This is a genomic window from Shimia litoralis (assembly GCF_005518135.1).
GTDB lineage: Bacteria > Pseudomonadota > Alphaproteobacteria > Rhodobacterales > Rhodobacteraceae > Shimia_E > Shimia_E litoralis.
Genome location: NZ_SULI01000017.1, coordinates 1 through 23,018, shown reverse-complemented (window position 1 = coordinate 23,018; position 23,018 = coordinate 1). Strand labels below are relative to the sequence as shown.

Sequence of the window (23,018 nt, the reverse complement as noted above, 5' to 3'; positions counted from 1 at the left end):
TTTGGTCTGTATGTGCTTTATTTATATGGTGTTGTGGCCTGATCTTTGGTAATCGAACGCATGTCAGAAACTGCCAAAAACCTTCCCGACGATCCCGCTTTACTGAAGGCGATGATAGCGGAATTGCAGGCTGAAAACGCCAAAATCTCTGCGACGCTGCGGGTCCATGATCAATTGGTTCAAGCACTTCGCTTGCGGATCGCCAAGTTGCAGAAACTGGCTTTCGGCAAATCATCGGAAAAGATCGAACGTGAGATCGCGCAACTGGAACTGGCACTGGAAGACCTGCTGGTTGCGGTAGCAGGGGAAGATGACGCGCCAATTGATGAAGGTGTTAGTGAACCTCACGATGATGAGCCGTCCGCGCCCGCACTGCGCCGTCGTCCGCGCGTGTCTGATGCGACGCTGCGCGAGCGCCGTGAGCTTGATCCTGGCACAGGCTGTCACTGTGGTGGCGATCTGCGCGTGGTGGGCGAGGATGTCAGCGAGCTTCTTGACATGATTGCCGCTCAGATGAAGGTGATCCAGATAGCACGCATCAAGAAGTCCTGCCGTCGTTGCGAAAAGATCGTGCAGGAGCCCGCGCCAAGTCGGCCGATCCCGGGCAGCATGGCAGGGCCAAACTTGCTGGCGCATGTGCTGGTCTCTAAGTTCGACGATCATCTTCCTTTGTATAGGCAGCACGAGATCTTCGCGCGTATGGGGGCCGACATTCCTGAAAGCACGCTGGTCGGCTGGTGCGGCCGCGCGATGAAAACACTGTCGCCGCTGATTGAACGGATCGAGGTGGACATCATGGGCAGCGATCTGCTTCACGCGGACGACACGCCGATCCGGGTTCTGGACCGCTCAAGGCGCGACAAGGGGCTTGGCAAAGGGGTCAAGCAAGGTCGAATCTGGGCCTATGTGCGGGACCAAAGGCCTTGGGCGGGGGCGGCACCACCCGGTGCTGTCTATCGGTTTGCGCCAGACTGGAAGGAGGAGCACGTTCTCAGCCATCTGGCTGACGCGCGCGGCATCCTTCAGGCGGACGGTTACAAGGGCTATGCAAAACTCTACAAGCCTCAACCCAACGGTTTGCCGCGTTTGCGCGAAGCCGCCTGTTGGGCCCATCTGCGGCGCGACTTCCACGATTTTTGGACCTCGACCAAGTCCGAGATCGCCTGCGAGGCGCTTGATCGGATCGGCAAGCTCTACGACATTGAGCGTGACATCAACGGTCAACCCGCTGACGTCCGCCATGCCGCGCGGCAAAAGTTGAGCAAGCCAAAGGTCACAGCTTTCTTTGCCTGGTCCGAACAACAGCTCCTACGCATTCCAGGCAAGAGCAATCTGGCCAAGGCCTTCCGCTATGGCCTCAGCCGTCGGGAGGCCTTCAACCTGTTCCTGACTGACGGTCGTGTGGCCATCGACAACAATCCAGCCGAGCGCGCGCTGCGTCCGATTGGAATAGGACGCAAGAATTGGCTTTTTGCAGGAGCCGACACCGGCGCGGAAACTTTGGCGCGGGCCATGACGGTCATCGAAACGGCCAAGCTCAACAGCCTCGACCCGCAAGCCTATCTCGCCGACATCCTGAACCGCATCCACGATCATAAGAACAACCGGCTGGATGAACTGTTGCCATGGAACTGGGAACCGCTGGCCGTTACCCATCAAGAGGCCGCTTGATGGCTGCCATCACCCATGTCCGCACCATCGACTACGTCGCCAAAATGCTGGACGAAGATGTCACGCTGCTCGAAGCCATCATCTCCAACGACGACAATCTGACTTATGGCAACATCATAAGCGTCGACCTCGGGTCCGACGACACAATCTCTGCCCTGACAAATGACGGGGTCGAAGAACTGGCGGGCATGATCCGAGCCGCTCGCATCAACACCAAAACTTGGCATGAATTCCTTGATGGCTTCGTCGATGACTCTGACCTTGTTACCCAGATCAAGACGAAGTCACCGCGGTAGCAATGGAGCGGTTACCATTATCGTGCGATTGGCGGCATATAAAATATCAGCCCGATTTCTTGGCTGAAGGCAATATCGTTCATACATCTGCTCTGTCTGTAGAGGGGTCCGGCATTTCGCAAGAATGCGCCCTTCCCTGCGCACACACATCAACGTCCCCAATCCGGTCAGACCAGGCCGATGCATCAGAAGCTGTGTGTATGCATTCTTATGCATTTTGACATACCGAGGGGATTGCGGTCGTGATCCGACAAAGCCCATATCCCCGCGCAAGATGTTCCAGAGCTGCGGAATTTCATCCAAGCGATTTTGCCGCAAAAACCCTCCAAACGCAGAAATGCGGTGCGCCTTGTCCCCTCCTGTGACACCCACTTCTGCCTGTGAGACCGACATTGTTCGGAACTTTATCAGCCCAAAAGAGATGTTTGGCGTTTTCATCCGTTTGGATAAATAGAATATCGGGCGGCCCTCAACGACCAATACTGCGAGGGCGACCAAGATAATCACCGGGGCAAGAAGCACCCCTAGCACGAGCGCTAATACCCATTCCACTGCCCGCGGCATCGCACATTCCCTTCCAATTCACGCACTATGCCCCAAGATCAGGGACCATCGAATTGGTCAGACGCTATACCCGAAAACTTAATCCTCGATAAATTCGCCCCGTCCGATTGAGGCATAGGCCGCGAAACCTGCACGCTTGGCGTCGCGTGGGGAATAGATATTTCTCAGATCAGCCAAATGGGGAGAGGCCATTTTGCGCGCGACCCGCTTTAGGTCCAATGCTCTGAACTCGTTCCATTCGGTGAGGATAACCAAGAGGTCGGCATTGTGAGCTGCCTTATATGCGTCCTCTATCCAGTGCACACCTGGAAGCAATGCCTCGCCCTCGTGGCGCCCTTGCGGATCACAGACACGCACTTTGGCGCCACCACCAACCAATGCCGGGACAATCGTCAATGCCGGTGCGTCGCGCATATCATCCGTATTAGGCTTGAACGTGACGCCCAAGACAGCGATGGTTTTTCCGTTGAACGACCCACCGCAAAGATCCAGAAGCTTGTCGATCATACGCCGCTTAATTTCTTCATTCACCTTGATCACGGTCTCAGTGATTTGCATGGGAACGGCGTGCTCTTGCCCGATGCGGGCCAGTGCTTTCGTATCTTTTGGGAAACACGAACCGCCATAGCCCGGACCAGCGTGCAGGAATTTGTTCCCAATACGATTGTCCAGGCCAATGCCCTTTGACACCTCTTTGATGTCCCCACCGACCCGCTCGCACAGCGCGGCAATTTCATTGATAAAGGTGATTTTGGTCGCAAGGAACGCATTTGCGGCGTATTTGATCATTTCGGCAGACTCGAGATCAGTTGTCACAATCGGGAAATCACGCAAATACAGTGGACGATAGATGTCTGCCATCACCTCCGCAGCACGATCGTTTTGTACCCCGACAACCACGCGATCCGGCTTCATAAAGTCGTCAATTGCTGCGCCTTCGCGCAAGAACTCAGGGTTCGATGCAACGTCAAAATCAAGCTCTGGATTCGCCTTTTTGACGGCCTGCTTTACCTGTCGATTGGTGCCCACTGGCACGGTCGATTTCGTGACAATGACAACATAATCTTTGGCAAGCTTGGCGATTTCTTCGGCTGCCGTCATCACATAGGTCAGATCAGCATGCCCATCCCCACGGCGTGTGGGTGTTCCAACTGCAATAAACACTGCCTCGGCACCGTCCAGAGCGGTGGCAAGGTCCAGTGTGAAACTTAACCGACCTGCGTCGACGTTCTTGGCCATCAGGGCATCTAGGCCCGGCTCGTAAATCGGCACCTCGCCACGCTCAAGCATCTCGATCTTGGCAGGGTCTTTATCCACGCACACCACTTCGTGGCCAAAGTCAGAGAAACACACTCCCGAAACCAAGCCAACATAGCCCGTTCCAATCATTGCTATCTTCATTTGAACTGCTCCTGCCTCACCAATTTTCCTCGTTGAATGAGGGTCCTGCCATCTCGTGTCAACGCAACGTCCTAGCCAACGAGACCCAAAAGATATTCCCCATAGGCACTTTTGCTCAGCTTTGCGGCCAATGCTCTCAACTTGTCGGCATCAATCCATCCTTGCTCAAAGGCAATCTCCTCTGGGCACCCGACCTGTTGGCCTTGCCGTTCAGACAGAGTTCGGACAAAATTTCCGGCTTCGAGCAAACTTGCATGTGTGCCCGTATCCAACCATGCATATCCACGCCCCATTTGCTGAACATCCAGACCACCTTCGTCCAGATAGCTTTGAAGCAGGTCTACGATCTCAAGCTCGCCTCGTGGTGACGGTGTCACATGACGCGCACGTTCGGGCGCGGTTCCGTCTAGGAAATACAAACCCGTAACAGCGTAATTCGACGGTGGCACGGGCGGCTTTTCGATGATCGCCCGCGCCTGACCGCTTGGGTCAAAATCAACCACGCCATACCGTTCTGGGTCAGACACACGGTATCCAAATACGGTTCCGCCGACGATTTTTGAATCCGCAGCCTCCAGAATCTCCGGAAGACCATGCCCAAAAAAGATATTGTCGCCCAAGACCAATGCCGACGGCGCGCCATCCAGAAAATCTTCTGCCAAGAGGTAAGCTTGGGCCAAACCATCAGGGCTGGGTTGTTCGATATAGGTCAGTGAAATGCCCCAGTCGCTCCCGTCGCCCAGCGCGCGTTTAAATTGCGCCTGATCTTGCGGCGTTGTGATAATGGCAATCTCACGAATTCCAGACAACATGAGCACCGAAAGCGGATAAAACACCATGGGCTTATCGTAAATCGGCAGCAATTGCTTCGAAACACCGATCGTGATTGGATACAGCCGGGTTCCCGATCCGCCAGCCAAGATAATTCCCTTACGCGTGGTCATGTTTTGCCTCGTTCAATGCCTCAAGAACACGGGCCAAGCCCACAGTCCAATCAGGTTGCCTAATTCCAAAGTCAGTCTCTAATGCTGCGCAATTCAACCTTGAATTCAATGGTCGTTGCGCCGGAGTGGGGTAATCAACAGTGGCAATCTCTTTGACGCGCACATCTCTTTGCGCTTGGGCAAAGATCTCGTTTGCAAATCCGGCCCAGCTTGTGTCGGGTGTCCCGGAATAGTGATAGGTGCCACCTTGTGCGCCCGCGTGCATCTGGCGCGCCATTTCCAGCAATGTTGCCGCAATGTCCCGCGCGGGAGTCGGGCCCCCGATTTGGTCAGAAACAATGCCCAGCTCTGGGTGTGTGTCAGACAAGCGCAGCATGGTTTTAACAAAGTTACCCCCATGTGCAGAGAACACCCAAGACGTGCGCAAAATGGCGTAACGCCCACCCGCAGCGCGCACGCCGTTCTCGCCCTCTAGCTTGGTTCGCCCGTAAACGCCCAATGGACCCGTCTCGTCACTCGGTGCAAAGGCGAGATCACCCGCGCCATCAAACACGTAATCCGTAGACACATGAAGAAAGGGCAGCCCTTTTTCTGCTGCGGCCAAAGCCATCGCTGTTGGTGCCACACCATTCACGGCCATCGCCAGTTCGGGCTGGGATTCAGCTTGATCCACGGCAGTATATGCCGCCGCGTTTATCACAACATCGGCATCGGAGTCCGCAATACGTTTTGCGCACGCGTCAGGGTTCGTAAGATCCGCCTGATCGCGCCCCAAGGCTTCGATCTGCACATCTTGCGAGGCAAGCCTCACCAATTCTGTTGCAACCTGACCTGTCTTGCCGAAAACCAGCGCCTTCATGCTTTTGTTCCTAATCTGACACCCACGCCGTCACGGTCTTGCAATGCGCGCCACCAGCTTTCGTTATTCAAGTACCATTCCACCGTCTTGCGCAAACCTTGCTCAAGGGTGACGGACGGGCGCCAGCCAAGTTCTGTGCGGATACGCGTGGGGTCAATTGCATATCGCATGTCGTGACCCGGGCGGTCGGTAACATGGGTAATCAAGCTAGAATAGAGACTGTTTGACGGGCGCAACTCATCCAGAATTGAACAGATCATCTTGACCAGATCAATGTTCTTAACCTCGTTTTCCCCGCCGACATTATAATTCCTTCCGGACACACCGTTCGCCAAAACATGTAGCAAAGCATCGGCATGATCCTCGACAAAGAGCCAATCTCGTATGTTTTCACCTGCGCCATAGATTGGGATCGGCTTTCCCGCCAGCGCGTTCAGAATAACCACTGGAACAAGTTTTTCAGGGAAATGGTATGGCCCATAATTGTTCGAGCAATTTGTCAGCACGTACGGCAGCCCATATGTTTCACCCCAAGCGCGGACCAAATGGTCACTGGCGGCTTTTGAGGCGGAATAGGGACTGTTTGGGGCATAGGGCGTGTCCTCTGTAAACAATCCTGTCTTACCCAATGTTCCATAAACTTCATCAGTCGAGATATGGTGAAATCTGAATGCCTCGGGCCTACCGGAACCTTCCCAATACCCACGAGCCGCCTGCAACATATTGTATGTGCCTGTCACATTGGTTTCGATAAATGCACCGGGCCCGTCGATCGATCTATCTACATGGCTTTCGGCTGCAAGGTGCATGACCGCATCAGGCGTATGGCGTGCAAAAACAGTCTCTAATGCAGCCAGATCACAAATATCAACGTGTTCGAACGCATAGTTGGGATGCGCTGCAACACTGGCAACATTTTCCAAACACGCGGCATAGGTCAAAGCATCTACGTTGACGACTGTGTGCCCGCGCTGGATCGCCAGCCGGACAACCGCTGATCCGATAAATCCTGCTCCTCCAGTCACAAGAATCTTCATAGCTACGCCACCCAAACAAACGGATTATCTAGGTCTGCCAAAGCAGGTGCCGCGAGATCCTTGTCGGACATGATCGCTTTCTCTCTATGAATACCCCACTCGACGCCAACAGCAGGATCATCAAACATAAGCGCGCGATCACAGTCGGGCGCATAATAGTCAGAGCACTTATAGATGATCTCGGTGTCATCAGTCAGTGTCACAAATCCATGGGCAAAACCCTTGGGCACCAATAGCTGACGGCCATTGTCCGCGCTCAGCTCTACGGACACCCATTTCCCATATGTGGGCGACCCATGGCGAATATCCACAGCAACATCCAAAAGCGCGCCACGACCACAGCGAACCAGTTTGTCTTGAGCGTGGGGCGGGGTCTGAAAGTGCAACCCTCGCACGGTGCCTTTCGCAGCTGACAGAGAATGGTTGTCTTGAACAAATTCAATATCAATCCCTTGCTCAGCCAAACGAGATTTATTCCAACTTTCGCTAAAAAAGCCACGCGAATCTCCGAACCGTGCCGGTGTCAGAATAAGAACGTCCGGTAATGCCGTTGCCTCAATATGCACAAAAAACTCCTGACTGAATAACAGGTAACCCATGGGAAACTTTATTGCGACATGTTTGGCATCGGGAGTCGCCCAAAACAAGCAGGAATAACCGCCATCCCCACCCCAAAAAAGGCAAAGATACCATGACTGCAGCCACCCATCGCGCCAACATTGGCGACGGCCAAGTCGTTAAACTCGTCGCAATCGTAGTGACACACAATCGGCTTGGGCAGCTCAAGAAGACCTTGGCGGCCTTGCTTGCCACGCCGCCACAGCACCTTGACGCAGTGATTGTATTCAACAACGCCAGCACGGACGAGACCGAGAGTTGGCTACAGACCTTGCAGGATCCACGCGTATGGACTGAGACCGCAGCTGAAAACATCGGTGGCGCCGGAGGGTTCGAAGCCGCAATGCGCCTTGCGATGAAGCGGTATTCCCCAGATTGGGTCGTACTAATGGACGATGACGGGCGTCCGGAACCCGGGGCACTGCGCGCATTTCAAGCCCATGCCGATGGACGGTTCGATGCGATCGCCGCCGCGGTCTTTATGCCGGATGGCCAAATTTGCGATATTAACCGCCCATCTGTTAATCCTTTTTGGAGGAAGCGCAGATTTTTTCAAACACTTCGACAAGGACGTGAAGGGTTTCATTTGGCTCCATCGGATTATGTTGCCGCACCACAAACTGTGGATGCAGCGTCTTTTGTTGGCCTGTTTCTATCCAGAAATGCTATTCGACGCGCGGGGTATCCTGATGGCCGGCTGTTTATCTACGGCGACGATACTCTGTACACCCTCCGCTTGACCAAGTTGGGGGGAAAGGTTGAGTTTTGCCCGGATATCCGATTTACGCATGACTTCACCTCAAAGTCGAAGGGCACAAAGCGATTTCATCCCCTTTGGAAGACATACTACCATCACCGAAACATTCTAAAAGTGTACGCCTTTGCTGCTGGGCGATGGTATTTTCTGGTCTTCGCCGTGCTATTTCCGCGATGGATCACCATGGGTCTTTTCCATAAAAGTGACCGGGTCACCTTCTTTAAACTTCTATTTCGGGGAATTTTTGATGGGCATCGCACCAAAAGCGATATCTGTCACAAAAATGTCCTTGCACTAGCGCGCCCACATCAGGACAAGTCAGCAAAGTTCGACTAGGGAAAATCCTCGTACTCTCTGCAAAAGCGGATGAATTGTTGATCCAGTCCCTTTTTGACCTTACTTTATTATTAGATTTTTGCCCCGAGGCGGATATGACGAATTATCTTTATCAAAATGACTTGCCCGATACCCTTGATCTTGGCCCTGTTGTGGCAATCGATTGCGAAACGATGGGGCTAAACCCACACCGCGACCGACTTTGTTTGGTACAATTATCTGGTGGGGATGGTAACGCGCATCTGGTCCAAATTTCCAAAAACCAATCCAGTGCACCAAACTTGTGCAAAATGTTGGGTGATCCAGACGTGCTCAAGCTGTTTCATTTTGGCCGTTTCGACATTGCTGCTTTGCACAATGCTTTCGGAACCGTGACAGCACCAGTTTACTGCACCAAGATTGCTTCGAAACTTGTTCGGACATATACGGATCGTCACGGGTTGAAAAACCTGCTTCAGGAACTCTTGGGTGTTGATATTTCCAAGTTTCAACAAATGAGCGACTGGGGGGCGGATACCCTAACATCTGCTCAACTCGACTATGCAGCTTCAGACGTGCTGTATCTGCACAGACTTCGCAAGGAACTTAATACCCGCCTCAAACGTGAAGGTCGCAAGGAGTTGGCTAAATCCTGTTTCGAGTTTTTGCCAACACGCGCGCTCTTGGATCTTGAAGGTTGGCCAGATCAGGACATCTTTTCGCACTAATGATAGACAAAGACATTTTTTTGGCAACGGCGCGGCGCGTTGTGCGCACCGAAGCCGATGCGCTCTCGCAACTTTGCGATAGCCTGGATGACAATTTTGCGCGCGCCGTAGACCTGATGCTGTCAGCCACAGGGCGCGTCATTATTCTGGGAATGGGCAAATCGGGTCACATCGCCCGCAAGATCGCTGCGACTTTGGCAAGCACCGGTACGCCCGCCCATTTCGTGCATCCTGCCGAGGCAAGCCATGGCGATCTTGGGATGATGGCGCAGGGTGATGTGGCACTGGTATTGTCGAATTCTGGTGAAACGCCGGAGCTTGCAGATGTCATCGCCTATACTCGCCGCTTCAATATTCCGATGATCGGGGTCGCAAGCCGCCCAGAGTCGACCCTGATTAAGCAATCAGATATCGGCTTGATCCTGCCGCAAGCACCAGAAGCATGCGGCACCGGAATTGTCCCGACCAGCTCCACCACAATGACCTTGGCGTTGGGCGATGCACTGGCGGTTGCCTTGATGGAGCATCGGCATTTTACACCAGAGCACTTTCGCAAGTTCCACCCCGGTGGCAAACTTGGGGCTCAGCTTAGCAAAGTCAGTGACCTGATGCACCGCGGTGACGCCATTCCGCTCGTGGCGGGCACCACCCCAATGTCTGATGTTCTTTTGGAGATCAGCCGCAAAGGTTTTGGCGTCGCAGGCGTCACAGATGCAGAAGGCCGGTTGATCGGCATTATTACTGACGGTGATTTGCGGCGACACATGAAGGGTTTGCTGGAGTATTCGGCGAAACAAGTCATGACGAGCGCCCCCTCAACAATCGATACAGACGCGCTTGCAGAAGAAGCCGTGGCCATTATGAATGCTCGCAAAATCACGTGCCTCTTTGTTTCGAGCTCTGAAACCCCTGACATCCCACTGGGCATTTTGCATATACACGATTGTTTGCGGGTCGGATTGGGGTGATATGGCCTCTGGTGGCTTAACATATTCGCGCCTGATCGCGTGGCTTAAGGTTATTTTGCCGTTGGCAGCACTGGTTCTGTTGTCGACGCTTTTCCTTTTCTCAAGAAACATTGGGGGCAGCACGGATGAAATCCCCTTTGCCGAAGAAGAGCTTGAACAAAAGGTGCGAGAACAACGGCTTTCCGCACCATTCTTTTCGGGCAAGACGAGCAATGGAAATCTTGTCGCGTTCACTGCAGAGTCGGCAAGACCCGACGCCGACGCATTGGGGCGCGCCATCGCCACCAAGATGGAAGCCCGTATCGATCATCCGAATGGCCAATATCTGACCTTTGCCTCTGATCGCGCCATGATCGATAACACAAGCAATGCCGTCACACTGCAGGGGCAGGTAAACATCCAAAGCTCTCAAGGTTATGAAATCACAACGACCGAACTCGTGACCGCGATGAGAGAAACACGCGCTCATTCAACTGGAAAAATTCGCGGAACAGGTCCCGGTGGGCAGGTCGAAGCAGGAATGCTACAAATACTACCAGACGAAAAGAAGGGCGACACCTATTTGATTTTCTCACAAGGTGTGAAAATGATAGTAAATCCCGCCGGATCAAACGAGGTATCCCGTGACACTGATTAAAGCATTTGTCGTTTCTTTCGCTCTCTTCCTGCCTGCAACGCTTTTTGCGCAAGGTTTTGATGTAGCCTTTGGAAGTCTTCAGGGTGACTCGGAAATGCCGGTGGAAGTGTCCGCCGATAGCCTGTCTGTCAATCAGAATGACGGAAGCGCGGTGTTCAACGGCAACGTCATTATCAGCCAAGGCACGATGAGAATGACCGCGCCGGTTGTGAATGTGTTTTATAACCCCGACACAAAAGGTATCGCACGGCTTGTCGCCACCGGAGGCGTTCTTTTGGTTCAAGACCAAGATGCGGCGGAATCGGACGAGGCAGATTATGACCTTGAGAACGAAATCATTGTCATGACCGGAAGTGTCTTGCTCTCTCAGGGGGCAAATACAATGAACTCGGACAAGATGACCGTTCATATCGCAAAAGGCACCGCGAATATGGAAGGTCGGGTCAAAACCATTATGCGCACCGGAGACAATTGATGGCCCGCCCCAAATTACAAGTCACTGACGGCAGTTCTGGGCTGCGTGTTGAGGGGTTGCGCAAGAGTTACCGCAAACGCGTCGTCATTCGTGACTTCAGCATGGAACTCAATCGTGGCGAAGTGGTTGCGCTATTGGGGCCAAACGGGTCGGGCAAGACGACAACATTTTACTCCATTGCTGGTCTGGTCGTTCCTGAAGGCGGGCACGTTCTGATCGACGGACACGATGTGACCACTCTTCCGATGTATCGGCGGGCCAAACTGGGTATTGGCTATTTGCCACAGGAAATGTCGATCTTTCGCGGCCTAAGCGTTGAAGACAACATTATGGCAATCCTCGATATTACCCAGAAGGACCGCCACAAACGCCGTGAACGACTCGAAGAGTTGTTGAGCGAGTTCTCAATAGAACATCTTCGTCGTGCGCCGGCATTGGCGCTTTCGGGTGGCGAACGTCGCCGTGTTGAAATTGCGCGATGTCTTGCCGCCGACCCGAAATATCTGTTGTTGGATGAACCTTTTGCGGGCGTTGATCCGATTTCGGTGGGCGACATCCGGCACCTTGTATCTGATCTTAAAAAGCGTGGTATCGGTGTATTGATCACGGACCATAACGTACGGGAAACGCTCGAGATTGTTGACCGCGCCTATATTTTGCACGATGGCAAGGTATTGATGTCCGGCACACCAGAAGACGTGGTTGAAAACGAAAATGTGCGCCGTGTCTATTTGGGTGACAACTTCAAAATTTCCTGATGGCCGTGGAAATTTTTGTGCGTTTTGTGCACAAAATTTGATCTGCCTACATTGACAACCCCCCCGTCTGTGGCCTCAAATACAGTCATGACATTCTTGGCAACCGCACCTCTGATCGCCGCGGCCTTTCTGAAAAGGCCCGATCTTGAGCAAGGTTTAGGAATGTCCAAATCCAGCATTCGGACCTGAAGCTTTCGGGGCGTTTTCACGCGCCCTTTCTGATCCGACATGTCATCGAAAAGGAGACAGGATGCGCTACCAAATTACCGGAAAACAAATCGATATCGGTGCTGCACTTCAAACCCACGTCAAAGATTCCCTGGGTATTGCGGTCAACAAATATGCCGAACGTCCGACGGACGCCAATATCATCTTTTCCAAAAGCGCACATGAATACGTCTGCGAGGCAACGGTCCACCTCTCGACAGGTTTGACCGCTCAGGCAAAAGCCCATGCAACCGAGATCTATGCAGCGTTCGATACTTGCTGCGAGAAAATGGAAAAGCAGCTGCGCCGTTACAAGCGCCGCCTCAAGGATCATCACCGCGACCGTGCGGAACCGGTTGAACTCTTTGGTGCGTCCTCGTATATCCTCGCCAAAGAAGTGGAGACTGAAGAAGCAGAGCCGGAATCGCTACAACCGGTGATCGTCGCCGAGATGGAAACCAAAATCCAATCTCTCAGCGTCGGTGAAGCTGTTATGCAGATGGAGCTCGCAGGGGCCCCAGTGCTGGTCTTCCGAAACGAAAGCAAAGACGGGTTGAATGTGGTCTATCGCCGTGATGACGGCAATGTAGGCTGGATTGATCCACAAGGATAATACGGCAGGGTCCTGAGCCCTGTCTGGAGATTACAGGCATGTTGGACCTTTCTATGATCCTTAAGCCTGAGGCGGTCAAAGTTGTTTCGGCTGCCTCAAGCAAAAAACGCTTGCTACATGCGTTTGGTGATCTGGCTGAATCGGCATATGGTTTGACATCAAGCCATGTGGTCGAAGCGTTGCTAGAGCGCGAAAATCTCGGACCGACGGGTGTTGGCCATGGTGTTGCGTTACCGCATGCGCGGCTGCCTGCCCTTGATCAGGTCGTTGGTGCGTTTATCCTATTGGAAAAGCCCGTAGATTTCAGCGCGGTTGATCGCCAACCAGTGGACATTGCCTTTGCTCTTTTTGCTCCACAGGAGGCGGGCGTTGAGCATCTTAAAGCACTGGCTTTGGTGTCGCGAACCCTGCGCAACAACACCATTTGTGCCAAGCTGCGTGCAAATCAAGACGCGTCAACACTGTTTACGATCTTGACTGAGAACCAAAACGTTAAGGCGGCTTAACCTGCTGCCTTTGCTAAGCCCAGCGATCAAATCCAAACATGAGATAGTCTCGCTGATAGATCTCTTTTACCATCTTCTCGATTGAGTCATCATAGATGGCCTGCAACGGATAAGGCGTGTCATCCGGCACGGCAACAATATCTGGCGCATCATACCGACCGACCTGCGCTGCCAAAGCCGCCAGATATGTGCCCATCTCATCTTCTCGGACGATCATATCGGGCAGGGCCATTTCACCAAACCCCTTCAGAATGCTGGCCTGAGTAGCCCAATGTGCATCCACCCGAACACTTGTTTGACCCGCCAGATTCGCCATCAAAAATTCAAGGAATGCGATAAACGCCGCACGATGTGACGCAACGTCATAATTTGGGTCTGTCACCTCTGCCGGAAGAGGCAACTTGTATACTTTACGCAGAACCTTTCGAATTTGCGTAAAACTGCCTGATCCCGTCGCAAGAATTTGCGAACAAAAGGCGGAATGCACACGCGCAACCGGATGCCGAATGACTGTAAAGCTGCGATGCCCTTTGTGGGCCCGCTTCCATTGGCGAAGCGCTTTTTGGTTGAGCTTGCGGTGCAGGCCATCCACCTGCACCCCATCCAGATCAGCCAACCATTGCATCACCTGCGCTTCGGGACCGGACCGCACAGGCAAATACAACAGAGGCGTTTCCGCCGCAGCTGCATATGTCGGCACTGCTGCGCCACGACGCGGCTCAAAATTAGGAGTTCTGGTGAGGTTGAATTGATCAAGCGCGCTCAGCGCTGCTGGAATATCATCAAAATTCGATACCTTGGCAGACACAGGGCTAGGGTTTTGACGCTTAAGCGATGTGTCCAATGCCTCGAGCTGTTCTTCTTGGCCCAAATGCCGCGCCAAACCATTGATGACCGCCACATCCTGCAGATCTTCATACGCGATATAAAATGCGGTTTGGCCCGCAATCTGAAGGGACCTCATCAATGTGACCTGAAAATCTTGCAGCGCCTGAACGTGATTTTGGAACTCCAAAGGATCGAAGCGCACCTTACTTTCGCGGCGGCGACGGACATCTGTCAACTTCCATTGACCCGTTGACTGCGCGATTTTCCACGAGACATAGCTATCCACTGGATTGCGGGTCAGAATAATCTTGGCACATAGCGGATCGTCCAGACAGGTCTGTAAGATGCGCGGGTCGTGGTCGTGAAAATACCGGAAGCCAGCCAAAACGCCCTCTTCGGATTTCACAGCATTCAAAAGGTCAAACGGGTTCTCTGTTCGCTCTTCTAGCGAGACACCCAAAATCTCGCTCTTGTTGGGGTATCCGATAAAATGCGGGTTAAAGGCCTCGCCGTGGCACGTGATGCTATCAAACGCATTCAGGTTGGTTTCGAGAAAATTTGAACCGGTACGCATTTCTGCAAAAACAACAAAATAATCAAATGGGTTTTGCATGTGGGTTTACTGCACCAAATAGGGTTTTCTTGGGGTTTTCACCTGGTTAATTCCATCAAGCGTCGCTGGGAAGTCTCCCATCAAGTATGGATGCATGCCCTGGTTTTTGAGATTTTGCAGGAACTGCCCAAACCCCGTCAAATCCGCCATCTTAGGCGCCTCTGACAACCGTCTCAGTCGCTGATGGCCCATTTCATCAATAATGGTTTGCAACGGCTCCATCGGAGCCTCGATGAACTCTGCCATTGTCCATATCCGAACGCGCGCTTTCACATAAGGCGACCTAAGAACGTGGAGTTGTTCACTTTCAAGCTGTTGATAGTAGGCCGCATCCCTGCGTAACTCAGCAAAATTACGGTTCGATTTGAAAAGGGGCACAGCCCACGCACCGCTAATCACGGAAATCTGCGCATTGGGGTCTTTTGCCAAAAACCACATGGGTGCGCCCTCATCCATCGGACCCATTTGAAAGCACTGCCGCTCGCCGCGCGTATTCCAAATCAAGCTGGCCAAGAATGCGATAGGATTATAGTCGCGCTGCGCTGCGCTGTCTGAAAGAGCGCCGTTTATAGCGGTCTGGCGGTCAGCGTATTCAACACGTTCAGGCGAGAACAGATGCCCATGCACTTGGGTTCCAGAGGCCTTGGAAAGCCATGGTTCAAAATCTTCAAAAAGGTCCGAGAATCCCTGAAATACCGAGTAGCGCCCGCAGGTCACGCCGTTCTCCCAGCCATCATTCGGGAAACGGCTCTGCATAAACAGACCCGGGCGCCCTCTGGTTCGACGTTCTACCGCCTTAGAAAAAATGCGGTCGATCTTGGCTGGATTCGGCTCGGCCATTGCCATGGCACCTGCAGGGTCGGTCAGGAACACTTTGTAGAGTTTATTTGCCCGAGGCCAGATTTTCCGCGCCACGAAGCAATCTGATCTGCGCAACAACTGCAGATGGTCATCATAGAAAATATGCGGCTTTCCCTGAAAATCGAACTTGGACAGCGTTAAGGATCGGCTTTCGATATTTGTGGAATACAATCGCGCCAACGTCTGAAAGTAGCTTTCGTCAGGGATCCAAACCTTTTTGAAATAGGTGTCATAGACCTCGCGCTCTGGGTCTTCGAGAATTGCGGACAACGTCTGGCGCGTGAGGCACCACCATTGTGATCCCATATGAGGCACCAGTCCCGCTGGCATTTTCCGTTTAAACCCCACCAAACGCTGAAGCTCTACGTATTTATCGAACAGGTACCGGTTGCGCTTCCAGCTAAAGGGAAAGCGCATCACAAAGCGCTCCTCGCTTAGCCCACCTACGGTCCATGGAACTTCGTGGGTCGTTGCGGATTCAATAAAGTCCGTACGCGGTCGCGCTTCGAGATAATCAACCAGTTCTTGAACCGGTCGGAGAGGCAAGCAAGACCCAGATGAGAGGTAGACATGACGCACTTGCTCAAACTGCGAGAGCATCATTTCGGACGCGGACTGTGATGCGGCCACAAGGCCCCAAGTGCCCCATTCACACACGTGGCGTTTACAAAACCTGACATTCGGTTGATCTTTTAGCGCCTGAACCAGCTTTTGATATTGCTTGGATGAAACAGCAGCATCAACGTGCAGGACCACCGGACACCCCGCAGACATCCAGTGGCGCGCGACCTGTTCAGCACGATCTAGCGCCGTATGCACCAACATGATGATGCCAACACTCATGCCCAGTTCCCCTTGGACATCAGGCCAAGAATCTCAAGCTGTCGCCAATTGATGTATTTCTCGGACCATTTACACCAAAGCTGCGGATCATGCTTAAGAGATTCGGCATAGGCCAAATACTCCACGCTCGCCGCATAATGCTGCTTGCGCTTAAGCTCTTCTTCGGCTTTCGCCGTGAACGTGTCCAAAAACTTGGCGTGTAACAGAATGCCAGATGCTTTTTCGCCACCCCATTCGTCATACGTCTGATTGAGACCGCGCGGCAACAACATGTGTGTAGAGCTCACGTAAGCATACCGCCGATCCCATTTGACCAGTGGAATTTTATTCAACGCTGGCGAGAGTTCAGGCGCATCACGGAAAAATACACGCGATCTCGGACCGCCTTGAATCCACAGGTTTCCAAACGACGGATTTTTATCCATCGTATAGTTCCCGGCATCAAACCAGCTGGCAATTTCCATTGGATTTTGCCCTACGCGATAGGGTTGCGTATCCAGACGCCCCTTTGGGTACATATCCAACAGCATAGAGCTAAAGGATTTAATCGACGACGCGTCAAGCCAATCCGTCAAGGCGCGCAACGGGCGCGTGTCACAAAATGGATAAATCAGAAACTCATCTGGATCGACCGTCAAACACCAGTGGCCGTGCCCATACCTAAGCTGAAGCCAATTCAACCAATCAACGCCAAACCGCGATTGCTTGTATCCTTTGCGCGTGTGCCACACGGAAACATCCGGTTGATCTGCAAGGTACTCGAGTGAGCCATCATCGCTATCATTGTCCACAATTAGGAAATGATTGATCCCCATGTCACGGTAATAGCTTAGAAAATACGGAAGGCGGATCTTCTCGTTTCTTTGGGTCGAAAACAACAACAAGTCGTCGCGCTTAATCTGATTGGTGCGATTGGCCACAGGCTGTAGCTCGCGGCGCTTGTACAACGCCCGAAGCAGCCAGCGACGCCGCTGAATACGCAAACGATATGAATTCAAAAAGCCCAATCTTCACCCTTCAACCCAGTTCCAGACAACGTACATGGATCTGGGCGAAATATCACGTCACCTTTAAGACGACGTTGAAATGCGCATCCCATGTCGGCGGAGTGTAACGCGTGCTCGTCGCACGGTCTGCGCTGCCCTTTTCCTGATGCTGCCTTGCCAGATCAAGTATTGCCTGCTCCCATGCATAACTGTCTGTAACGCTTGCGTAAATGGGTTTGTCTTGCAAGATTTCGCGGATCACGTCTAATTCACCACAGACCACCGGAACGCCCATAGCCGTCGCTTCAACCGGAGGTAGCCCAAAACCTTCTGCAAAGCTGGGAAACAGCAGCCCTGCAGAGGTTTGCATCAATCGCCCTATCTGACCGTCACTCAAGTTGGAAAACTCAAATATTTTGTGATCGCGAAGAGGTGATTGATCTAATCGGTCAAACACCTCTGCGTTGCACCAACCCCGGTGTCCGCAGACGACCAACGACGGCACCTCGGCCGCGTCCATTTCCGCGGCCATCTTATGCCAAATATCCAAGAGCAGCGCGTGGTTCTTACGCGGCTCAATCGTTCCAACACACAAAAAGAACGGCAAAGGCAGTTGAGGGGCGCTCATATTGTCCATGCTCTGTGAACAATGTAGATCGACACCCAGATGCGCCACAGCAATTTTCAACGACGGCGAGCGTTTCAAAAGATGACGTTCGATATCTCTTTTTGTCACCGCCGAGTTGCATAAAATCAGGTCCGCAGATTTTTCAACGCGCCCCAAGAACCCGGCAAATCGGTGCACGCTCCCACTTCGTTGGAACTGTGGGAAATCCAAGGGAATGGTGTCATGTACAAACACGACAATACGCGCATTTAGCCCGTGCTCGAGCGCCCAAATCACCCGCTCTGTCAGGTTTGTGTGACCTACGTTAAAATAGGTCGCGCCGTTGGGCACATGTTTGCGCAGCATCCGCTTAAGAAACATGGGGCGTGATCGCGCAAGACTTAGGCGGCGTAGATCAGACTCACTTTTTTTCCGTTCTGGCGACAGGTTCCGCACAACTCGCGCCAATCTGTCTGCCGGGCCCCATGCAAGCGCGCCAGTCAGACGCGCCAGGACGCCGGACAGGCCCGACCGGTCAAGCAACACAAACCCCAACGAGGTTCTAATCAGGCCGAAACAAGGCTCTGGGCACTCAAGCACAAATCGTAAATATGCCAATTCGACCCGATCCACACCAGTCGGCGTCTTCCCAGCGCGGCTCATAAGCCGGCTAAGGTCCAAAATTCGTGCGGGGGGAACGGCGTTATTTTTCGTAATAGCCAGTTTGATACCATCTCCAAGCGTCAGATATCATCGTATGCAGATTAGATCTCGACGGTGCCCAGCCTAGTTCTTTTTCCGCACGTGTCGAGCCTGAGACAAGTCGGGTGCAATCTCCTGCGCGGCGCGGCCCTTCAAAATAGGGGACATCTCTATTGGTCACGGCACGTGATTGATCAATCACTTCCCGCACTGAAAACCCGCTTCCGGTACCAAGGTTAAACACGCGGCTCTCTTTATCCGACAACAGCCAGCTCAGCCCCAAGATATGCGCATCGACCAGATCACACACATGCACATAGTCACGAATACAGGTGCCATCAGGTGTATCATAGTCAGTTCCAAAGATGGTCAACGCATCTCTTTTGCCATCGATTGCCCCAAGCATTATAGGGATCAAATGTGTTTCGGGCTGATGAAACTCGCCCACTTCACACTCTGGATCTGCGCCTGCGACGTTGAAGTATCGAAATATCACGTGTCGCAGGCCATGCGCACCTTCAAAGTCTCGCAACATATCTTCGATTGCCCGCTTGGACGCGGCATACGCGTTAATCGGTGCTTGCGTGCTATTTTCATCAAGAACCACATTATCTTGATCCCCATACGTCGCGCATGTTGAGGAAAACACAAAGTTCTTACAATTTGCCGCCACCGCAGCTTCTAAAAGAGTTAAGGACCCACCGACGTTATTCTGCCAATATTTCCCCGGCACCTGCATGCTTTCGCCCACCTGGCTCAACGCAGCAAAATGCATCACTGCTACAGGTTGGTACTTCGCAAACACTTCGTCCAATCGCGCACGATCAAGCAAGTCCCCTTTTTCAAAGGGGCCGAACTTTACGGAATCTTGCCAGCCAGCACAAAGGTTGTCATACGTAACCGGCTGAAAACCAGCACGTTTCAATGCTTTGCAGGCGTGCGAGCCAATATACCCTGCACCGCCTGTAACTAACACATTTTGCAAACCCGAGTCTCCAGACCGTTATTGAGCAGCTTTCTCGCTGGCGACCATTTCCTTAAGATATGCACTGAGCTCATCTCTTAGCTCGGCGCGCGCCAAAGCAAAGGATACAGTTGCCTGCAAATAGCCCGCTTTGGATCCGCAATCAAAACGCTGTCCGCGGAAACGATACCCAAACACATTCCGTTCCTGCACAATTTCTTGAGCAATGGCGTCCGTTAATTGAATCTCGCCACCCGCACCGGATTTTTGCTTGTTCAGCGTCCGCAACACGTCTGGTGTCAGAATATATCGCCCAATCACCGCAAGGTTGGATGGCGCCGATTCAACGGGCGGTTTTTCAACCATACCTTTTACAGACACCAGAGACCCCATGTCTTCCTGAATATCAAGGATTCCATAGGATGACGCCTGCTCCGGTGCGACTTCCATTGCCGCGACCATACTTCCGCCGGTTTCCTCATAGGCTTCGACCATCTGCTTAAGACAGCCTTGCTCGCCCGCGATCACGTCATCCGGCAAAATGACTGCAAAGGGTTCGTTCGCAATCAAACGACGCGCACACCAGACGGCATGCCCCAAACCAAGAGCTTTGTGTTGGCGGATATATGCGATTGCACCGCTATCCATGTTTGTAGTTTTCAGCGTCGCCAAAAGTTCGTCTTTACCCTTTTTCCGCAACTCTTGCTCAAGCAGTGGCGAGTGATCAAAGTAATCCTCAAGCGCACTTTTACCTTTTGCAGTCACGAAAATAAACTCGGTGATTCCAGCTTCTCGCGCCTCGTCGATCGCATATTGGATCAATGGACGATCAACCAGCGTCAGGATTTCTTTTGGAACCACTTTTGTGGCTGGTAAAAACCGCGTTCCCATGCCTGCTACTGGGAAAATGGCTTTGGTAACCTTTTTACGCATTTACTAACTCTCTCAATCACTATGGCATATTCAGGACTAATTCGTTTTTATTGCCAAACCGTACACAACCTTAACCGATAACTCAACGCAATGAACTACCCCGATTGTTGGACAGTATTTGTTAAAATCAAGCGACTCTGTGCATCTGCTGATCGGGGTTGGTTGTTTCATTTCCGCTACAATACCCACAGCGGGTGGTTTTACAGGGCACCTTTCCGATTCCTATGGCATCCAAGCACGGGATGGATGCGCTTGCGCCGGACCCTTTGCAGCTCTAATTCTTGAAATTAATCAATCAACATCAGAACAAGTTCTGTAGGTCAATCTTGTCAGGGTGGAAACACAAAAACCAGATTGGAATCGCCTCAATTTCAACACTTTACTGACCGACGAAATGGCAACAGCACGGCTCAAGCCTGAAGCGGTTCGAGTATGGGGCGAACAAGCATATGCCCAACCGGATCCAGCTCCACGTTTGGGAACGATATATGACCAGTTTCTGGGTTTCGTTGAGCTACCCCGAATATTTGAAGGCGGACAGTTGATCATCAACGCACCTACCGCTCTCCGTGAGGCACTGGATCAAATAATAGGCAAGGTTGGTTTGATTCGCCACATTGCTGCCTTCAGGCCAAGAAAAATCGATAATACAACGGCGTCTGCCAAAGCGGCTAAGCGAATGATTTTGATTGGTGTTTTGGTCATGGGCCTTATTGCGGGATTTGCGCATGCCCGTTTCCGGTCTGCCATTCTGCGAGCATTGATCCCCATAGTTCTCTTTTCGCCGGTGCTTGTAATATTTGGTGGATCATTTTTAAGCGCCGACGTTAGCTTCGTCGACAAAATTCTTGCGACTTACAGGCAGTTTGTGAGTGCGCAAGAGTCGTCAACTAGCTTTCTAGAGATGCTTAAGTTTCTAGATCCGGGGCGCTATGTAGAATATGTTTCGTTGCAGCCGCACTTAACTGGGTGGTCGCTCTGGTTCGGCAACGGATATGGGTTCCGCTATGAGCTGAATACGGACTTTCTATATGAGTTTGGCTTTGCGGCGGTTCAAGAGGTCAGTAACGCCCACTTCACTCCATTGGCGGTCACAGCAAAATTTGGATTGTTTGGTCTGTTGATTTGGTTCGTAACCATCGGTGCCGTATTGACTGCAAAGATCGATAAGTCATCGTATTTCCAATATGCCTGCAGGCTTGCGTTTATTGCCATGGTCGTGCAGTCCATCTTTGCATTCAACTTCTTCGTCAATATGTACACGCCAGTGTATTTCGCTATGGCGACTCTTGGTCGATCGAGAGTGCCCAAAGCCGCACGCATGCTTGCACTTCAACGAGGGCAATCGAAAGGAATATCTTAAAATGTGTGGATTGATTTTTGCCCTCGCGGCGCGTCCTGTGCGCGAATTTGTTACTGCCGCCCATGCGCGGCAGTATTATCGTGGGCCAGATGGCGAAGGGGTTTTGTTTGAAGAAACCGCGGGCGTCCATTTGGGAATGGCGCATCAGCGGCTGGCGATTGTTGGGCTCAGTGAAAGCGGCGCACAGCCAATGCTTTCCGCCTCGGGACGCTACCGGATTTTGTTCAATGGCGAGGTCTATAACTTTCGTGAGCTGGCTGATCAATTTGGATTGACGGGGCTGCGTTCGGGCACCGATACCGAAGTTATCGTCGAATTGATCGAGCGCCTTGGCATCGACGAAGCGTTCCGACAATTCAACGGCATGTGGGCGATGGTCGTTCAAGACTGCGTGTCGAACCGATTCTATGTGGCGCGCGACCGCTTCGGCAAGAAACCACTGTACATGTACCGTGATAGCAACGGGATCTACATGGCGTCCGAAATGCATAGCCTGATGGCTTTACCGGGGGTCGACGTGACGCCCGATCCGGTAACCGCCGCGCGTTTCTTATCGCAGTCATTGCAGAGTATTGACGACCATAGCTGGCTGGAATTGGTCGAGGCGTTTCCGGCCGCGTCGATAGCCGAGATTGACGGCACCGCGCCGGCGAATGGCCTGTCTAACCTGCGGGCGTATTGGAAGCCCGGCTATCAAGACGAGTTGCCGATATCGTCCGAGGGTGAGGCAATCGAGGAATTGCGGCATCTGGTGCAAGATGCCATTCGGCTACGTTTGCATGCCGATGTGCCGGTCGGTGTAGCGCTATCGGGTGGCATCGACTCGTCGATCATCGCGGCTCAGGCAAAACATCAAACCAGTGCTCTGGATCAAATGACAGAGCTGTTCTCGGCCGTTAAGCCCTTTCAAATGATCAAGTTCCGCACGATGCGCGACGCGATTGACGCCGATGGCCGCCAGCTT

24 protein-coding genes are annotated in these 23,018 nt (G+C 52.6%); 12 read left to right on the top strand and 12 right to left on the bottom strand.

Going from position 1 to position 23,018, the window contains the following annotated elements; all coding sequences use genetic code 11:
- Positions 1 to 60: 60 nt before the first annotated feature.
- Entirely contained in the window at positions 61 to 1,671 is a 1,611-nt protein-coding gene (gene tnpC / locus FAP39_RS12900; RefSeq protein WP_138016813.1) for an IS66 family transposase, read from the top strand.
- Positions 1,671 to 1,967, top strand: a complete 297-nt coding sequence (locus tag FAP39_RS12895; protein ID WP_138016812.1) for a hypothetical protein — start codon at positions 1,671 to 1,673, stop codon at positions 1,965 to 1,967. The genes tnpC and FAP39_RS12895 overlap by 1 nt, the downstream gene beginning before the upstream one ends.
- Here the strand turns inward: FAP39_RS12895 and FAP39_RS12890 are convergent.
- The 6 genes from FAP39_RS12890 to rfbC form a co-directional block, all read right to left on the bottom strand.
- Positions 1,956 to 2,531 (bottom strand): sugar transferase, encoded by a 576-nt coding sequence (locus FAP39_RS12890; RefSeq protein WP_138016811.1) that lies wholly within the window; start codon positions 2,529 to 2,531, stop codon positions 1,956 to 1,958. The two genes, FAP39_RS12895 and FAP39_RS12890, sit on opposite strands and share 12 nt — an antisense overlap.
- A 78-nt stretch (positions 2,532 to 2,609) precedes the next feature.
- Positions 2,610 to 3,932 (bottom strand): UDP-glucose dehydrogenase family protein, encoded by a 1,323-nt coding sequence (locus FAP39_RS12885; protein WP_138016810.1) that lies wholly within the window; start codon positions 3,930 to 3,932, stop codon positions 2,610 to 2,612.
- 71 nt (positions 3,933 to 4,003) lie between these two features.
- Positions 4,004 to 4,876, bottom strand: coding sequence for a glucose-1-phosphate thymidylyltransferase RfbA (gene rfbA, locus FAP39_RS12880; RefSeq protein ID WP_138016809.1), 873 nt, complete (start codon positions 4,874 to 4,876; stop codon positions 4,004 to 4,006).
- Positions 4,863 to 5,735 carry a dTDP-4-dehydrorhamnose reductase gene (gene rfbD, locus FAP39_RS12875; RefSeq protein WP_138016808.1) on the bottom strand — a complete coding sequence of 291 codons (873 nt, stop codon included), beginning with the start codon at positions 5,733 to 5,735 and terminating at the stop codon, positions 4,863 to 4,865. Before rfbD ends, rfbA begins: the two co-directional genes overlap by 14 nt.
- Positions 5,732 to 6,772, bottom strand: a complete 1,041-nt coding sequence (gene rfbB / locus FAP39_RS12870; protein ID WP_138016807.1) for a dTDP-glucose 4,6-dehydratase — start codon at positions 6,770 to 6,772, stop codon at positions 5,732 to 5,734. Before rfbB ends, rfbD begins: the two co-directional genes overlap by 4 nt.
- A 2-nt stretch (positions 6,773 to 6,774) precedes the next feature.
- A complete protein-coding gene (rfbC, locus tag FAP39_RS12865; RefSeq protein ID WP_246059141.1) occupies positions 6,775 to 7,338 on the bottom strand; it encodes a dTDP-4-dehydrorhamnose 3,5-epimerase in 564 nt (187 codons plus the stop codon).
- A 125-nt stretch (positions 7,339 to 7,463) separates the two neighbouring features.
- Here rfbC and FAP39_RS12860 point away from each other — a divergent pair, with 125 nt between their 5' ends.
- The 8 genes from FAP39_RS12860 to FAP39_RS12825 all read left to right on the top strand — a co-directional run bounded on the left by FAP39_RS12860 (position 7,464) and on the right by FAP39_RS12825 (position 13,354).
- Entirely contained in the window at positions 7,464 to 8,483 is a 1,020-nt protein-coding gene (locus FAP39_RS12860) for a glycosyltransferase (RefSeq protein ID WP_138016805.1), read from the top strand.
- A gap of 95 nt (positions 8,484 to 8,578) precedes the next feature.
- Entirely contained in the window at positions 8,579 to 9,190 is a 612-nt protein-coding gene (locus FAP39_RS12855) for a ribonuclease D (protein WP_138016804.1), read from the top strand.
- Complete coding sequence (locus FAP39_RS12850) at positions 9,190 to 10,158, top strand: KpsF/GutQ family sugar-phosphate isomerase (protein ID WP_138016803.1); 969 nt, start codon at positions 9,190 to 9,192, stop codon at positions 10,156 to 10,158. The genes FAP39_RS12855 and FAP39_RS12850 overlap by 1 nt, the downstream gene beginning before the upstream one ends.
- Position 10,159: 1 nt before the next feature.
- Positions 10,160 to 10,795, top strand: a complete 636-nt coding sequence (gene lptC, locus FAP39_RS12845) for an LPS export ABC transporter periplasmic protein LptC (RefSeq protein ID WP_171006849.1) — start codon at positions 10,160 to 10,162, stop codon at positions 10,793 to 10,795.
- Positions 10,782 to 11,270 carry a lipopolysaccharide transport periplasmic protein LptA gene (lptA, locus tag FAP39_RS12840; protein ID WP_138016801.1) on the top strand — a complete coding sequence of 163 codons (489 nt, stop codon included), beginning with the start codon at positions 10,782 to 10,784 and terminating at the stop codon, positions 11,268 to 11,270. The genes lptC and lptA overlap by 14 nt, the downstream gene beginning before the upstream one ends.
- On the top strand, positions 11,270 to 12,028 hold the full coding sequence (lptB, locus tag FAP39_RS12835; protein ID WP_138016800.1) for an LPS export ABC transporter ATP-binding protein: 759 nt from the start codon (positions 11,270 to 11,272) through the stop codon (positions 12,026 to 12,028). The genes lptA and lptB overlap by 1 nt, the downstream gene beginning before the upstream one ends.
- Before the next feature lie 250 nt (positions 12,029 to 12,278).
- Positions 12,279 to 12,848, top strand: a complete 570-nt coding sequence (hpf, locus tag FAP39_RS12830) for a ribosome hibernation-promoting factor, HPF/YfiA family (protein ID WP_138016799.1) — start codon at positions 12,279 to 12,281, stop codon at positions 12,846 to 12,848.
- A 38-nt stretch (positions 12,849 to 12,886) separates the two neighbouring features.
- The gene (locus FAP39_RS12825) at positions 12,887 to 13,354 is read left to right on the top strand and encodes a PTS sugar transporter subunit IIA (protein WP_425471429.1); all 468 of its coding nucleotides are present in this window, start codon (positions 12,887 to 12,889) and stop codon (positions 13,352 to 13,354) included.
- Positions 13,355 to 13,367: 13 nt separating this feature from the next.
- Here the strand turns inward: FAP39_RS12825 and FAP39_RS12820 are convergent, their stop codons facing one another.
- From FAP39_RS12820 to galU, 6 genes are all read right to left on the bottom strand, one after another.
- Entirely contained in the window at positions 13,368 to 14,795 is a 1,428-nt protein-coding gene (locus FAP39_RS12820; protein ID WP_138016798.1) for a sulfotransferase family 2 domain-containing protein, read from the bottom strand.
- 6 nt (positions 14,796 to 14,801) lie between these two features.
- Positions 14,802 to 16,499 (bottom strand): DUF5927 domain-containing protein, encoded by a 1,698-nt coding sequence (locus tag FAP39_RS12815; RefSeq protein WP_138016797.1) that lies wholly within the window; start codon positions 16,497 to 16,499, stop codon positions 14,802 to 14,804.
- Positions 16,496 to 17,482, bottom strand: coding sequence for a glycosyltransferase family 2 protein (locus FAP39_RS12810; RefSeq protein ID WP_171006854.1), 987 nt, complete (start codon positions 17,480 to 17,482; stop codon positions 16,496 to 16,498). The genes FAP39_RS12815 and FAP39_RS12810 overlap by 4 nt, the downstream gene beginning before the upstream one ends.
- A gap of 76 nt (positions 17,483 to 17,558) precedes the next feature.
- Complete coding sequence (locus FAP39_RS12805; protein WP_246059139.1) at positions 17,559 to 18,755, bottom strand: glycosyltransferase family 4 protein; 1,197 nt, start codon at positions 18,753 to 18,755, stop codon at positions 17,559 to 17,561.
- 40 nt (positions 18,756 to 18,795) lie between these two features.
- The gene (gene galE, locus FAP39_RS12800) at positions 18,796 to 19,779 is read right to left on the bottom strand and encodes a UDP-glucose 4-epimerase GalE (RefSeq protein WP_138016794.1); all 984 of its coding nucleotides are present in this window, start codon (positions 19,777 to 19,779) and stop codon (positions 18,796 to 18,798) included.
- An 18-nt stretch (positions 19,780 to 19,797) separates the two neighbouring features.
- Complete coding sequence (gene galU, locus FAP39_RS12795; protein WP_138016793.1) at positions 19,798 to 20,691, bottom strand: UTP--glucose-1-phosphate uridylyltransferase GalU; 894 nt, start codon at positions 20,689 to 20,691, stop codon at positions 19,798 to 19,800.
- A gap of 334 nt (positions 20,692 to 21,025) precedes the next feature.
- Here galU and FAP39_RS17795 point away from each other — a divergent pair, with 334 nt between their 5' ends.
- Complete coding sequence (locus FAP39_RS17795) at positions 21,026 to 22,054, top strand: hypothetical protein (protein ID WP_246059137.1); 1,029 nt, start codon at positions 21,026 to 21,028, stop codon at positions 22,052 to 22,054.
- 1 nt (position 22,055) lies between these two features.
- Positions 22,056 to 23,018 (top strand): asparagine synthetase B family protein (locus tag FAP39_RS12785; protein ID WP_246059135.1); only part of this gene is annotated, 963 nt, incomplete at its 3' end.